We start from the raw sequence: 15,004 nt of genomic DNA on the forward strand, positions 1-15,004 counted from the left end.
AAAGATCCGTAACCGGATAAAAAAGAACCGCGGGACACGCGGGGATAGCCTGTTTTAGCTTTGCCCTGAAGGGCAATTGAGCAGGAAGCTCCCACTTCAAAATCTGTAAGATTTAAGTGGCGAGAGCATGTCACCAAGTTTCAGATTTGTCTGTGACTGGCCATGAAATAAAATTTTGAAAAAAGTTATTTTCTTAACACAGATTTTATTTCTCAGATGCTATAATGTGTGCATATCAATAAAACGATGCCTGTTATGCGGGGACAAAATCCAAATCTGCGGACAGACATAAGGAATTAACCAATTAAACTGTGAAGCAGTTATTTGGTTAGGAGCAGGTAGAGAAGTGTATGTTTTTATCGGCTTGGCTTAAAAGTAATATAAAAATCATAACAGTAAAAAATGAAGGGAGCTTACTTATAATGAAAAACAGAAGAATGAGATTAATGGCGATTTTTGCAGCAGGTGTATTAAGTGTGACATCTATGGGAGGTATTGTAACTGCACATGCAGAGGAAACTCTTTCAGTACCTGCAGAGGAAGCCGGTGCAGGTGCGGTTCAGATGGATGGAAAGGATGCTCAGGCAGCAGAAGATGGCAGTGTGGCAGCTTCCGAGGGCTTGATCGCAGGATCTTTCAAACCGTCAGAGATTGCTCAGCCGGCACAGGATACTTATGAATATCCATTCCTTGGAATGAAATTAGGGATTTCCAAAGATCTGAAAGAGCAGATGGAGAAGAAGAACATTTCCATGTTTACAGATGAGAGATGGAATGACAATGCAGATGCAGTCACATATGCCACAGCAAGCTGGTGCACCCTGACAGATGAGCAGAAGGATGCAGAGGTGGACAAGATGGGTACCGGATATGACGACTGGCTGAAAAGTCTCAGCAGAGTAGGTGTGATCGGAATGTATGATGAGGAATCCCAGAAAGATCTGGATACGATTACCGGCTGTACAGAGCATAAAGAACTGGGTACCAGCAGTGACGGTAAATATAAATATTATCTCAGCACAAACAAGGATGCAGATGCAGACCTGTTAAAGGATGTGGAGGGGATTGAGGTAACACTTACAGAAATGACTCCTTTCCAGATGCTCTCTGCATTTGACCAGCCACAGGATACTTCTGACAGTACAGAGGCGACTGAAGGAACAAATGTAGGTAAATTTGAAACAACAGGAGTTGATGGAAAAACTTACACACAGGATATCTTCAGCAAATATGATCTGACTATGGTAAATATTTTCACCACCTGGTGTTCTCCATGTGTCAATGAGATTCCTGATCTGGAGAAACTTTATCAGGAGATGAAGGATAAAGGTGTGGGAGTAGTAGGCGTGACACTGGATACAGTAGGCAGTGGTGGAAAGCAGGATGAGGAAGCAGTGAAAAAGGCTCAGGTACTTCAGAAGAAAACAAAGGCATCTTATCCATTCCTGATCCCGGATTCCGGAATGATGAACGGACGTCTCAATGGAATCTCTGCTTTCCCGGAAACCTTCTTTGTTGATAAGAACGGAAATATTGTAGGCGAAACTTACTCCGGAAGCCACAGTCTGGACGAGTGGAAAGAGATCGTGGAAAAAGAGCTGGAGAATGTAACAGAGGGAAAATAAAAAATGGATGAATTGAAAACCAGCAAAATATGGAACAGTAAATGGCCGGCGTTGATTCTTATGCTTGTAGGAGTCTGCTTTATGGGATATGGGATTTCCCGCGGAGAGCTGGCAGTGGTGTTTACAAAAGCCATTAATATCTGTATGGAATGTGTAGGAATAGGATAAATGAGTAACAAAAAGAACAGCGATAACAAAAGTAATAAGAAACAAAACACAAAAAATATGAAGATCAATGAGTGGCCCCGCCACGGAATCCAGGCACTGTGGGCGTTCATTACAAACAGTCATGTTACCGGCTTTGTCACAGGCAAAATTTACACAGGCAAATTGAAAAATGCCTGTGTTCCGGGCCTGAACTGCTATTCCTGCCCCGGTGCTGTTGGCGCCTGTCCTATCGGTTCTCTTCAGGCTGTGATAGGGAGTTGGAATTTCAAGATGGCTTATTATGTGGTGGGATTTCTTATCTTCATCGGAGCTATGGTGGGAAGGCTGATCTGCGGTTTTCTCTGTCCCTTCGGACTGATTCAGGATCTGCTGAATAAGATTCCATTTCCTAAGAAAATCCGCACATTCAAAGGCGACAAGCTGCTTCGTAAGCTGAAATATGTGATTTTCGCAGTATTTGTAATTCTGCTTCCATTGTTTCTGGTGGATATTATGGGACAGGGGGCACCCTATTTCTGCAAACTAATCTGCCCGGCAGGAACACTGGAGGGCGGACTGCCACTGGTACTTCTGAATAAATCCATGCGCAGTGCACTGGGCTGGCTGTACATATGGAAGAATGTGATCCTGATCATAACGATTATTCTCTCCATTTTGATCTACCGTCCGTTCTGCAAATATATCTGTCCTTTGGGAGCACTTTATTCCATCTTTAATCCTGTTTCCCTGTATAAATACAGAGTGGATAAAGATAAGTGTATAAAATGCGGAAAATGTGCAAAAGCATGCCAGATGATAGTAGACCCTGTGGAAAACTCCAACAGTCCGGAATGTATCCGCTGTGGCAGATGCCGAAAAGCCTGTCCGACAAATGCAATCCAGTGTGGAATCAGAAGAAAATCACAATCATGAAAAAAATAAAGTGATACCAGAGGTATGTATAGAACTGTTATCAGTCAAAATTATTCAGATCCAGCCCATAAAATGATTGATAACAACAGATATGGAAAAGGGATACCTGGCAGATTATAAAAAGTAGTCTGCCAGGTATTTTTGTATGTTTTTATTGAAAAATGTACAAAAATATCGAAAAATATATAAAAAACTGGTAAAATCATATTATGAAAATACAGAACAGAAAATGAGGTGACTGTATGGCAAAGAAGAGAAAAAAACCGAAGATGGAATTCCGTTATTATCAGATGCCTGCCGGAAGTCCGATCCTGGCTCTTCTGGGACAGAAGTGGGTTCAGAATTATGGAAATGATGTGGATTATCTTCATTTTCATAATTATCTGGAGATTGGTTTCTGTTACGAAGGGGATGGATTTATGGCGTTTGGTGAGGCTAAAATGCGGTTTTCGGGAAGAGAATTTACGGTGATTCCACCCAATTATGCTCATACGACTAACAGTGATCTGGGTACGGTCAGTAAATGGGAGTATCTTTTCATAGATGTGGAAGGTTTCATGAAAAAATTTCTGAACAATCCGGTAAAGGCTGAAAAAATGATTCAGAGAATATATTCTAAGGCTTTATTTCTGAAAGAGAATGAGTTCCCCTCTATAGCTGCAAAAATTCTTAAGATCATGAATATCATGCGTGAGGGAGAAGAATTTTATATTGAAGAATCCAGTGGAGTTCTTGCGGCATTACTAGTAGAAATTGCCAGACTGAACCGGGCTTCACCGGAAGACAGGGTGGAAGAGGAAACAGGGAAACTTACAAATATGATCACCCGCGTACTGGATTTTGTTTCTTATCACTATATGGAGGATATCCGGATAGAGGATCTGGCGAAGATCTGCCATATCAGTGAAACTCATTTCAGAAGAGTGTTTACATCGCATATGAAGGTAAGTCCTCTGGAGTATATTAATTCTGTGCGGATTCATACTGCCTGTGAATTTCTGCAGAAAACAGATATACCGGTGGCAGATATTGCGCACAAATGTGGTTTCACGACCAATTCAACGTTTAACAGGAATTTCAGACAGATAATGGGAGTGACTCCGGTTGAATGGAGAAAGCGGCCGGAGAATTATGAACAGCAGCTTTTGGATTTCTATATTCATTCAGAGGAAGGATGGTAAAAAAGTTATGAACTATAAGATTGTGGAGCAGGTATCAAGAAAGAAAAAGAGTATGTCCGGAGTCCTGCGTGTGGTAATGATTATTTTTGCAGTGCTTTTTGTGGTTATGGGAATCACGATTTCCCAGGCATTTATGCTTCCGGGATTTCTGCTTGCAGGGCTGTATTTTGTCTTTGATATATTCAGTCAGAAGGATTATGAATACATGATGGAAAACGGTCAGTTTGAAATAGATGTGATCTATGGCAAGAAGTATCGCAAAACAGCTCATATACTGGAACTGAGTAATCTGGAGACAGTGGCACCGCACTGGCATGAAAGTGTTGCAAGGTACAAAAAGAATGGTGGAACGGAGAAGCTGAAAAAATACGATTATACCTCTTATGATGAAGATACTCCTTATTATACAATGATCATCCGGGAAGACGGGCACAAAATAAAACTGCTTCTTGATCTTAATGAGGAACTGCTTCATGCGATGAAAACACAATATCCTGAAAAAGTCTATTTTGCATAAAATAAATTAAAAACTGTAAAATATGTACAAAAATTGAACGGAAAATTTATGAAATAAGAACAAAAGCCATTTTTAAAGACAAAAATATATATTTTTTTGTCCATGAAAGTGGCCTTCGTTATTAAAATTATATAGTAAAAACATAGTAAATGAGAAAGTGAACAAAAAATATATTTTTAAATATTTTTAATAGTGCAAAATACATAAAATGGTCGAAATTGCACATTATGTGTGCGGTTATGCAAACTATACCTGAAAATCGGATGCTATAATCAGCTTACAAGCAATTCGGAAGAAAGAATAAGCTTAATAAAGGAGGATATAATATGAGAAAAAAATTACTCGCAGTATTAATGACCGGTGCTATGGTAGCATCCTTTGCAGGATCAGCTACAGCTGTTTTTGCGAAATCTGATGATGACAACAAGTTAACTGTATGGGCGTGGGATCAGAACTTCAACATCAAATCCATGCAGATCGCAGCAGATCAGTATGCAAAAGATCATGAGGGATTTTCTGTAGATATCGTAGAGACATCTTCTGATGACTGCCAGACTAAACTGACAACAGCAGCAAATGCAGGCGATTACAGCACACTTCCTGATATCGTTCTTATGCAGGACAACAGCTATCAGAAATATCTGAAGAGCTATCCGGATGCATTCACAGATCTGAAAGATATCAACATTAACTGGGATGATTTTGGTAAACTGAAACAGTCCTATTCCATGGTAGATGATACACACTATGGTGTTCCGTTTGATAATGGTGCTGTTATTGCATGCTATCGTACAGATATCCTTGACGAGGCAGGATATACTATTGATGATCTGACAGATATCACATGGTCCAAGTTCATGGAAATCGGTAAAGATGTTCATGAAAAAACCGGAAAATATCTTCTTACAAGTGAAGCTACAGGTGGCGATACTCTGATGATGATGATGCAGTCCTGCGGAGCTAACTTCGTAAACGAAGATGGCGAAGCTTACATCGTAGGCAATGAAGTTGCAGAGAAATGCATCAATCTTTATGTAGATCTGGTTAAGAATGACGTTGTTAAACTTGTAAATAACTGGGATGAATATATCGCTACTATTACAGGCGGTGAGGCAGCAGGTATTGTAAATGGTAACTGGATCACAGCTACTCTGATGTCTACAGAAGATCAGAAGGGTCTGTGGCAGATCACAACAATGCCTAAAGTAGACGATGTTGATACAGCTACAAACTATGCAAACAATGGTGGATCTTCCTGGTATGTTACATCCAACTGCCAGAATGTAGAACTTGCAGAAGATTTCCTTGCAAGTACATTTGGTTCCAGCACAGATTTCTATGATGCAATCCTTCCGGAAGCAGGTGCAATCTCCTGTTATCTGCCGGCAGGTGAATCTAAGGTTTACAACGAGCCAAATGAATTCTTTGGTGGACAGCCAATCTTCTCCACAATTGTAGAATACTCTTCTCATATTCCGGAGTTCACAAAAACACCGTATCATTATGAAGCAAGAGAATGCGTCAACACAGCAGTTGTAAATATCGTAAACGGCACACCTGTAGAAGATGCTCTTCAGGAAGCTCAGGATACTCTGGCATTCAAGATGACTGAATAAATTCTGATCGCAGGATCAGATGATGTCAGGATTGCGGGAACAGTGAAACTGTGAAGCAATCTGTAGACAGTGATTAAGTGAATGAAAACAGGTAAGTGCGGGGGACTACCAGCAGTCCCCCATCTTACTGCAAAGAGTTGGTAATTGTCCGGCAAAATGCTGAACAGTTACAGAGTTTTTTGAAAGGAGGAGTTCACGTGAATTCTAAGAAAAAAGGTATGTCTCTGCTTGGCAAGCAGAGGGCAGCAGGATGGACGTTCCTGGCTCCTGCAACTATCATGATCGCGATCATGAGCTTTTATCCAATGATACGTGCATTTATCATTTCCCTGCAGACCGGAGCCGGAGCAAATATGAGATTTGCAGATCCGATCTTCAGCAACTATAAACGTATTCTGGCAGACAAGGTATTTCAGCAGTCTATTGCAAATACATTCCTGTATCTGATCATTCAGGTGCCAATCATGCTGATACTGGCAATTCTTCTGGCACAGCTTCTGAATAACAAAGATTTGAAATTTAAGGGATTTTTCCGTACCTGTGTATTTCTTCCATGTGCGACATCCTTGGTATCCTATTCATTGATCTTCCGTTCCATGTTTGCTACAGATGGTCTGATCAACAGTATTCTGATCAAACTTGGAATCTTATCTACCGGCTATAATTTCCTGGGGAATTCCGCCAGTGCCAAGATTGTAATTATCCTTGCGCTGATCTGGAGATGGACAGGATATAATATGGTATTCTATCTGGCAGGACTTCAGAATATTGAATATTCTGTATATGAAGCAGCAAAGATTGATGGCGCCAATGGCTGGAAGACTTTCTGGAAGATTACTGTTCCGCTTCTGAAACCGACAATTATTATGACATTTATCATGTCAATTAATGGTACACTGCAGCTGTTCGATGAGTCTGTCAACCTGACAAAGGGTGGACCGGCAAACTCAACAATCACAATGTCCCACTATATTTACAATACATGTTTTATTAACGTACCAAACTTTGGATATGCAGCAGCAATGTCATTTATCATATTCATTATGGTAGCTGTACTTGCATTTATTAATTTGAAAGTAGGTGATACACGTGACTAAGAAAAACAAATCAGCCATTCAGAGAAGATTGATTCCAACCTATATTTTTCTGATCATCGTGTCATTTATTTCAGTATTCCCGTTATACTGGATGATTTCAGCTGCAACTAATACATCCACAGATGTATCACGTGGACGAATTATTCCGGGAAGCCATTTTATGGAAAACTTCCGTAATCTTACATCCCAGCAGCCACTGTGGAGAGCACTTGGAAACTCTTTCTTTTATGCAATCCTTACTACAGTGATCTGTCTTCTGATCTGCTCTATCGCAGGTTACGGATTTGAAGTTTACCATGATAAGTGGAAAGACAGAGTATTTTCAATCCTGCTTCTGGCTATGATGGTTCCGCAGGTTGCAACTATGGTTCCGTTATTCAAAATGTTCTCCAAGGCAGGACTTTTGAATACAGCAGTAGGTTTTATCCTTCCGATTATTTCCACGCCGTTTATGATCATGATGTTCCGTCAGAATGCCAGATCATTCCCGGTTGATATTATTGAAGCTGCACGTATTGACGGACTCAGCGAAGTAAGGATTTTCTTCCAGATGTTCATTCCTACAATGAAATCTACATATGCGGCAGCTGCTGTTATTACCTTTATGAATGCATGGAACTCTTATCTGTGGCCAAAGGTAATCATGACAGACAACAAGGCAATGACCATGCCAATGCTGATCGCCAACCTGATCACAGGTTATGTGACAGATTATGGTATGCTGATGTGCGGTGTATTGTTCTGTTCTATTCCTACAATGATTGTATTCTTTGTATTACAGAAACAGTTTGCAGAAGGTATTACCGGAGCAGTCAAATAAAAAACTGAAAAAGAAAAATATAACTTCGACCGTCTGGAAGACATTATCAATAATCTATACAGAGAGGGCGAAAGAGAACACCCGGCAGATTATGAAAAGTAATTTTGCCGGGTGTTTTTGATGCCTGTTTGGAAATTTATAGCAAGCCTCTTAATTAATATGCATTACTGCAACTATACAGAACCATATGGTTCCGAAAAGGTAGCATTATTTTATGGAATCGATATAGTATTAATAAATTTGTGGTGGGCATAACGGAAAAAGTACGGTAAAATAGTTAGAATGCAGAAAGTATTTTTCCAAAATAAAACAAAAGGGGGAGGGCCATGTCTGAAGTAAAGAATAAGAAAAAGAAATCAAGTATTATTCAGGTCAGTATTGGTGTTCTGGCAGTTATTCTGGCTATCCTTATTATCATAATGATGGGAATTGTCTCAGATATTCAGGGAACGGCCCGTATTGTAAATTATACCGGTTTAGTCAGGGGAGAGACACAGAGACTCATAAAACTGGAGCTTTCCACGCAGCAGGAAAATGAGATGATCCATGATATAAGAACTTTTATTGACGGTTTGCGAAATGGAAATGATGAATTAAATCTTGTGCGTCTCGATGATGTTGATTTTCAGAATAAAATGCAGGAACTGGATGATAAATTCTCTGACCTGTATAAGAAAATTTATCTTGTGAGGTTTAAAGGGGCCAGAAACACAGATATTATTCCGGAAAGTGAGGAGTTTTTTGTAATCTGTGATGAAGCAACAGGTCTGGCTGAAAAATATTCGCAGAAAAAAGCCACATCCTTATCATTGCTTGAGAAATATATCACAGCAGATATAGTTGTGTTGATGCTGCTGATCGGATATGAGTTCATAAAAGCAATACAATATGCTGCAATGAACCGCCTGCTGCAGCGAAAAATATATCTGGATGATGCGACGGGACTTCCGAACAAAAATAAATGTGAAGAATTACTGAGTGAGGAAGAACCGGATGCAGATACCGGTGTCTGCAGTTTTGATCTTAATAATCTCCGGCGCATTAATGACAGCAGAGGTCATGAAGCCGGTGATGCCTATATCCGTAGATTTGCCATCTGCCTGCGGGCTTCCATGCCGGCAGAGCAGTTTGTGGGAAGAGCAGGTGGAGATGAGTTTCTTGCAGTTACCCATGGACTGGACAGGGAACAGATGACACAGTGCCTTGAAAAGGTGCGCAGAGATATGAGAGAGGAATCCAAAGTGTATCCGGATACTCCCCTGAGCTATGCAGCAGGCTTTGCACTGGCCGGCGATTTTCCCGGAAGTACAATGAGAGAACTGTTTAACTGCGCAGACAAAAACATGTATATCAATAAGAATCATGTAAAAAGGGAAGAAGCTGCTGCAGAAAAGCATCAGGGATATCAGCTGTTAAAGCTGCTTAATCAGCATGGCAGTAATTTCTCGGATTGTCTGTACTGTGATGCCAGGATGGATACTTATCGGGCAATCCGTTCCAGTGAAAAATTTTTCCTGGCCTCTGATGGTGCATATTCCGGAGCAGTGGAACAGATCATAGAGGAACAGGTTGAAAAATCCAGTCAGGCAGATATCCGCGAAGGACTGCAGATTTCGGAACTTCAAAAGAAGATGCATACGAAGAAAGATGTTCTGGAATATGAGTATAATATCGGAAAACAGGGGGCATATAACCGCTTGACACTGATTCCGGTGGACTGGGATGAGGACAAAAAGCTGCATCATTTTCTTCTGGCATTTGAAACCATCCGAAAGACTTCTGAAGGTCAGACAGGTGCGAAAGAGCAGCTGCAGCTCTATTATGAACAGCTGAAACAGTCTATCCTGGAAAATGACAGCTATGTGGATGCGCTTCTGGAATTGTCAGATGTGATCTATACAGTAAATCTGACAAAGGATGCTCTGGAAAGAAGGATCGTACTGAATGGAAAAGAACAGAAGAGCCGGGAACTTTTTATGGACTACCCGCTTCCATGTTCTTATCGGGATTATTGCTGGGAATATGAGAAAAAAATCACCCAGGAAACAATTGCCGGTTACTGCATGACAGATAACTGTGAAAAACTTCGTAAGAGGTTTGAGAACGGAGAAACAAATATGTCTGTGGAATATTGTGCCCGCGAAGATGATGGAAGTATCCGCTGGGTACAGAAAACAGTTCTTATGACCAGGATGGTGGTGTTTGATACAGAAATTCTTGCTGAGGTGCCTATGATCTATGCGATTATTCTGCTGCAGGATACCACACAGAGACATGAACGGGATGAGCAGGAACAGGCACGCCTTCAGGCCGCCTTCAATGAGATGCGTGCTGAAAGCAGGGCAAAAACGAATTTCCTCAGCCGTATGAGCCATGATATCAGGACACCTCTGAATGGTATTATTGGTCTGTTAAAGATTGACGAGACTCATTTTGAGGATAAGGAACTGATACAGGAAAATCATAAAAAGATGAAGATAGCAGCGGATTATTTGCTTTCCCTTATCAATGATGTTCTGCAGATGAGTAAAATAGAGGAAGGTCATATTGTTCTGACTCATGAATATATCTGCCTGAAAGATCTGGTCTATGAGATTGAGAGTATTATCACTCACAAGGCAGCAGATGAGGATATTCAGTGGATTTATGAGAAAAATAAGGAGAATATCCCTTATCCTTATGTCTATGGAAGCTCACTGCATCTTCGCCAGATTTTTCTGAACATCTATGGAAACTGTATTAAGTATAACCGGCCGGGAGGAAAGATTACTACGGTAATGGAGGCTGCAGATGTACAGGATGGGATCTGTACATACAGATGGACGATTTCTGATACAGGTATAGGGATGAGTCCGGAGTTCCTGAGTCATATTTTTGATCCGTTCTCACAGGAAAAAACAGATGCCCGTAGTGTTTATCAGGGAACCGGTCTGGGAATGGCGATCACTAAAGGCTTGATTGAGCAGATGAATGGAAGTATTGAAGTGACAAGTCAGGTGGGAGTTGGATCTGTGTTTGTCATTACCATTCCTTTTGAGATTGCCCGGGAACAGAAAAAGGATGAGGAAATTGCAGAGCAATATGATATTCGTGGATTGCATCTGCTGGCGGTCGAGGATAATGAGCTTAATGCTGAAATCATAGAAATGCTGCTGACAGATGACGGTGCGAAGGTTACAGTTGCAAAAAACGGCAGACAGGCGGTGGAGTACTTCGAAAGTAATCCTCCGGGAATTTTTGATGCCATATTAATGGATGTCATGATGCCTGTTATGGATGGTATTGCAGCAACAAAAGCCATACGTGCCATGGACAGGGCAGATGCAAAAACAATTCCGATCATTGCAATGACTGCAAATGCATTTGAGGAAGATGCCAAAAGATGTCTCGCAGCCGGCATGACTGCACACCTGGCAAAACCATTTCAGATAGAAGATGTGGAGAAAACCATTGTGGGGTGCTGTGGAAAGTAAAAGCATTAACATTAAACATTTTAAAAGGTGCTACCTGGGGGACAGTAGGAATCAGAACCAGGTCAGCACCTTTTGTTTGTCAGACAGTCTCTTAGGATATATTTCTGGTGGGCGGTCTTTGAAAGAATGTTACAACTGTTTCATGATAAAACGATAATCTGTAGGCGTCATCTGGAAATTAGCATAAAAAACCTGGTTAAAATACTTGGTAGAAGTATAGCCTACTTTTTCTGAAATATCAGATACTTTCATGGTAGTATGGGCAAGAAGATCCTTAGCGGCTTCCATTCGGCGTTCTGTGAGAAGTTGTGAAAAGCCCATGGAAAGTTCTTTCTTGAGTAATCGGGAAATATAGGAGCTATTACGGTTTATAAATTCTGCGGCATCATTTAATCCAATTTGTTTTTCGTAGTTTTTATGTATGTATTCTATAACAGCATTAACGATTATCCCTGTGTTTCGTGTGGTGACACTGGACAGCTCCTGGATGATGTTTTTAATACAGTTGGAAAAAACAGTTCTGCTGTGTTCGCTGCAAGGTTGTTCCATACAATAGCGTGTGATCGGAGTAGTAAGGTAATTACTATCTTTAGAGTCATCCAGGAAATTTTTAAGCTGGATATGGAGGTTTAATTCTACTAGTTTGATAGCATCCTGCTGATTGAGCAGATTTTCATTCTGTATCAGTGAAAAAAAAGCATCTCCGATTTCCAGCGCATCACAAAGATTACGTGTCTGAATGGCATTGATCAGATTGGAAATGATCTCGTTAATCTCAATAATACTGGAATTGTAATCATTTATTTCTGCAAAAAATAAAATGCTGTCTTCTAGTGAAACAATATCGGAAGCTTTATAGGAAAAGCAATACTGTATCTGTTTATTGAGCTTTGGAAACTGTTGAATAGAATTGCCAAGTTCACTGATTCCGATTGTGATAGAAGAAAAAAGTTTTTCCCTGGTATAGCAGACAAGTGAATGGGCCAGACTTTTGGCTTCAGCAATAGGATCAGCAGATGTAATAGGCATGAGAATATATACAATGTTTCCAATATAACAGGATGCAATGCCCTCATAATCTTTATTGATCTTCTTAGACAGAGAATAAGAAATATAGTATTCCTGATTCTGGAGGATGTTCATCCTGTTCGTAGTGTTACACTTAACCCCAATTAAATAAAATAGATCCGGGTTTAGACCAAGTGAGAGACATTGTCGGAGTTGTTCTGGTGAAAAACTGGTAACAGGATTAATCAGCAAAGTTTCTATAAACTGTTTTTTCAAAAGACTTTGATTTTCCTTAAAAAATTTGGAAAGTATTTTTTTCTGCTTTTCCATATTTTCCTGTTCCTGAATTGCATTTATGGCTTTCTTTAGACAGGAAAGAAATACCTCACTGTTCAGTGGCTTGAGAAGGTAATCAAAAGCATCATATTTCAAAGCTGCCTGTGCATAAGAAAATTCAGAGTATCCGGAGACAAAGATGACCAGCAGTTTTAGCTGTGATTCGGATATTTTCTGAAGAAGACTAATTCCGTTTTCACAGGGCATTTGAATGTCCGAAAACAGAATATCTGGATTCTCTGTCTGAATGATGGTCCAGGCATCTGCTGCATTAGAAGCTGTCAGGATGGTATGGGATTTAAAGTCAGACTGCCGGATTATATTTTCCATGGTCTGAAGTGCAATTGATTCATCGTCAACAAGTAATATTTTCATTTCAAATTTCCTGCTTTCTCAATTGGTTTTTCTACTAGTTTCAAAGGAAGGCGGACTATGATACATGCTCCGCTGTTTTCATTATTCTGTAGGATCAGTCCATGATCTTCGCCGTAATAGAGCTTTAGTCGTTTATCAATATTGTAAATGCCATAAGAGGTGGCTGGCTTTTGCTGAAAACTTTTGGAAAAATCTTCAAGAAATTCCCGGGAAAAACCTGGACCGTTATCTTTTACACAAATCTGAAGGTTGGTACCATTGGTACTTCCAAGAATGGCAATGATACCTTTGTCAGAGATTTTTGATGTTCCGTGGATCACTGCATTTTCGATTAGAGGCTGGATGATCAGTTTGGGAATATAGTAATGGTATAGTGATTTGGGAATATCAATTAAAATGGACAGATTATCTCCGAAACGGAGCTTCTGTATATAGGTATATTCTTTTACATAATACAAAGCTTCTTCTATGGTGCTGAATGGCTTGCCTTTCAGGGACATGCGTTCAATATCTGCAAGTGCAGTCAGAGCATGATGACATTCTTCTTTTCTATCCATATCTACCAGGCCGGAAATACAATTTAAAGTATTGTAAAGAAAGTGAGGATTGATCTGTGCCTGGAGGCTCTCAATTTCAATGTTTTTTGTAAGAATTTCCTGTTCATGGATCTTTTCAGATAATGCATGGATACGTGAAAGAGTCTGATTGTATACATTGGATAACTGGGAAAATTCAATGGAACTCTCCATATGGATAAATGCATCATTATTGATCGCTTTTGTTTTATTCAGTTTTTCCATAAAATAGTCAAATTCATCTGCTATGCTCCGGGAGATAAAGCGTGTTGCTCCGATGATTGCAATCAGAGCAAGAATAGAGGGGAAAAGCAACAGGATTACAAACATCCGGGCATTTTTATAAACTAATGACTGATTAGTTATCAGCAATAATTGCAGATTATTTATGCTGGTGGAAAAAGAAGATGCTGTATATTTATACGTCTGTGTATTCAGACGTTTATTTTCTACGAGCTCAAAAATGTTCTGTTCTGAAAGTTCAGTAGTATTTCTAAAAATATGATGATTATTATCAATTAAAACAAATTGGTACACGTTACTATTAAGGGAAAAGATTTTGTCAAAAACAGTAGCCTTGGGTTCTACGATTAGTGTACCAAGACGATTCTTTCCTGTAGTTTCAGTTTTTCCAGTCCATTGATAAATATTTCTACATATGTACAATTTATCTGAATCATCAGTACTCCCAAAGAGAAAAGGTAATCCGTGAAAATCATCACCTTTTTTCAGAATCTCTGTAATGTAAGAGGGAGAAAGATCGGATACCAGCTGTGATGAGTAGTTGGTTGTTGAAATCAGCTTTCCGTTGTTAGTGATAAAAAATACATTATCTGAATAGTTCATGCTTAAAGAAGGATAATAGGGAGCATCGTTTAATAAAAGTTGTTGGAATTCCAGCCCATCATCCTGTGTTATATTTATAAGATTGTTCTGTGTTGCATTTTTATAGAAAAAGATACTGGAATCGGAGGTAAACTGAGAAAAATAGGATTCCAGTGATGTGAGCGCCGTATTAGAGTAGGCTGTTTGTTCATGTTCGGAGGATTCCTTCACAGAATGAAAATAAAATATGGTATCAATTGCTCCGATGGAGAGAAATGTGATTAGTAAGATAGGAATCACATAACGTGTGTATTTGATTCGAATACTGACGGGGCGAGTTATTTTTTGTTTCATACAAACCTCTTTCTTATAAATGTATCAAATTATTCTGCTTTTTTATTATAACATATGAGATTCGGAAAAAAAGAGGTGGTAAAAAATTTGGTATAGGATGTCATTATTCTGGAATCGAAAAA

11 protein-coding genes are annotated in these 15,004 nt (G+C 39.7%); 9 read left to right on the forward strand and 2 right to left on the reverse strand.

The genetic code is table 11. The annotated features are described in order from the left end of the window. Positions 1-422 precede the first annotated feature (422 nt). From ACESZG_RS17710 to ACESZG_RS17750, 9 genes are all read left to right on the forward strand, one after another. A complete protein-coding gene (locus ACESZG_RS17710; RefSeq protein ID WP_022380176.1) occupies positions 423-1,625 on the forward strand; it encodes a TlpA disulfide reductase family protein in 1,203 nt (400 codons plus the stop codon). A 3-nt stretch (positions 1,626-1,628) separates the two neighbouring features. Further along, the gene (locus tag ACESZG_RS17715; protein ID WP_044996303.1) at positions 1,629-1,793 is read left to right on the forward strand and encodes a CD1871A family CXXC motif-containing protein; all 165 of its coding nucleotides are present in this window, start codon (positions 1,629-1,631) and stop codon (positions 1,791-1,793) included. Continuing rightward, positions 1,794-2,705 carry a 4Fe-4S binding protein gene (locus tag ACESZG_RS17720; RefSeq protein ID WP_022380178.1) on the forward strand — a complete coding sequence of 304 codons (912 nt, stop codon included), beginning with the start codon at positions 1,794-1,796 and terminating at the stop codon, positions 2,703-2,705. A gap of 242 nt (positions 2,706-2,947) precedes the next feature. Next, positions 2,948-3,886: a helix-turn-helix transcriptional regulator gene (locus ACESZG_RS17725; RefSeq protein ID WP_020993241.1), complete on the forward strand. Its 939-nt coding sequence runs from the start codon at positions 2,948-2,950 to the stop codon at positions 3,884-3,886. A 7-nt stretch (positions 3,887-3,893) separates the two neighbouring features. Next, on the forward strand, positions 3,894-4,403 hold the full coding sequence (locus ACESZG_RS17730) for a hypothetical protein (protein WP_226840139.1): 510 nt from the start codon (positions 3,894-3,896) through the stop codon (positions 4,401-4,403). Between the two features lie 326 nt (positions 4,404-4,729). Continuing rightward, entirely contained in the window at positions 4,730-6,019 is a 1,290-nt protein-coding gene (locus ACESZG_RS17735) for an ABC transporter substrate-binding protein (protein WP_055054103.1), read from the forward strand. Positions 6,020-6,216: 197 nt separating this feature from the next. Further along, complete coding sequence (locus ACESZG_RS17740) at positions 6,217-7,116, forward strand: carbohydrate ABC transporter permease (RefSeq protein WP_020993240.1); 900 nt, start codon at positions 6,217-6,219, stop codon at positions 7,114-7,116. Continuing rightward, positions 7,109-7,936 (forward strand): carbohydrate ABC transporter permease, encoded by an 828-nt coding sequence (locus tag ACESZG_RS17745; RefSeq protein WP_020993239.1) that lies wholly within the window; start codon positions 7,109-7,111, stop codon positions 7,934-7,936. The genes ACESZG_RS17740 and ACESZG_RS17745 overlap by 8 nt, the downstream gene beginning before the upstream one ends. 326 nt (positions 7,937-8,262) lie before the next feature. Next, positions 8,263-11,409, forward strand: coding sequence for a response regulator (locus tag ACESZG_RS17750; RefSeq protein WP_373218862.1), 3,147 nt, complete (start codon positions 8,263-8,265; stop codon positions 11,407-11,409). Between the two features lie 129 nt (positions 11,410-11,538). On the opposite strand, the gene ACESZG_RS17755 is transcribed toward ACESZG_RS17750, so the two are convergent. Together ACESZG_RS17755 and ACESZG_RS17760 are read right to left on the reverse strand one after the other, a co-directional pair. Beyond that, complete coding sequence (locus ACESZG_RS17755; protein ID WP_173679180.1) at positions 11,539-13,128, reverse strand: response regulator; 1,590 nt, start codon at positions 13,126-13,128, stop codon at positions 11,539-11,541. Further along, on the reverse strand, positions 13,125-14,882 hold the full coding sequence (locus tag ACESZG_RS17760) for a sensor histidine kinase (protein WP_119246023.1): 1,758 nt from the start codon (positions 14,880-14,882) through the stop codon (positions 13,125-13,127). The genes ACESZG_RS17755 and ACESZG_RS17760 overlap by 4 nt, the downstream gene beginning before the upstream one ends. Between the last annotated feature and the right edge of the window lie 122 nt (positions 14,883-15,004).

It is taken from the genome of Blautia sp. Marseille-P2398 (genome assembly GCF_964240315.1).
Lineage (GTDB): Bacteria > Bacillota > Clostridia > Lachnospirales > Lachnospiraceae > Blautia_A > Blautia_A wexlerae.

Coding starts and splice junctions, on each gene's coding strand:
- ACESZG_RS17710 (WP_022380176.1), top strand. CDS start 423: ATGAAAAACAGAAGAATGAGATTAATGGCGATTTTTGCAGCAGGTGTA.
- ACESZG_RS17715 (WP_044996303.1), top strand. CDS start 1,629: ATGGATGAATTGAAAACCAGCAAAATATGGAACAGTAAATGGCCGGCG.
- ACESZG_RS17720 (WP_022380178.1), top strand. CDS start 1,794: ATGAGTAACAAAAAGAACAGCGATAACAAAAGTAATAAGAAACAAAAC.
- ACESZG_RS17725 (WP_020993241.1), top strand. CDS start 2,948: ATGGCAAAGAAGAGAAAAAAACCGAAGATGGAATTCCGTTATTATCAG.
- ACESZG_RS17730 (WP_226840139.1), top strand. CDS start 3,894: ATGAACTATAAGATTGTGGAGCAGGTATCAAGAAAGAAAAAGAGTATG.
- ACESZG_RS17735 (WP_055054103.1), top strand. CDS start 4,730: ATGAGAAAAAAATTACTCGCAGTATTAATGACCGGTGCTATGGTAGCA.
- ACESZG_RS17750 (WP_373218862.1), top strand. CDS start 8,263: ATGTCTGAAGTAAAGAATAAGAAAAAGAAATCAAGTATTATTCAGGTC.
- ACESZG_RS17755 (WP_173679180.1), bottom strand. CDS start 13,128: ATGAAAATATTACTTGTTGACGATGAATCAATTGCACTTCAGACCATG.
- ACESZG_RS17760 (WP_119246023.1), bottom strand. CDS start 14,882: ATGAAACAAAAAATAACTCGCCCCGTCAGTATTCGAATCAAATACACA.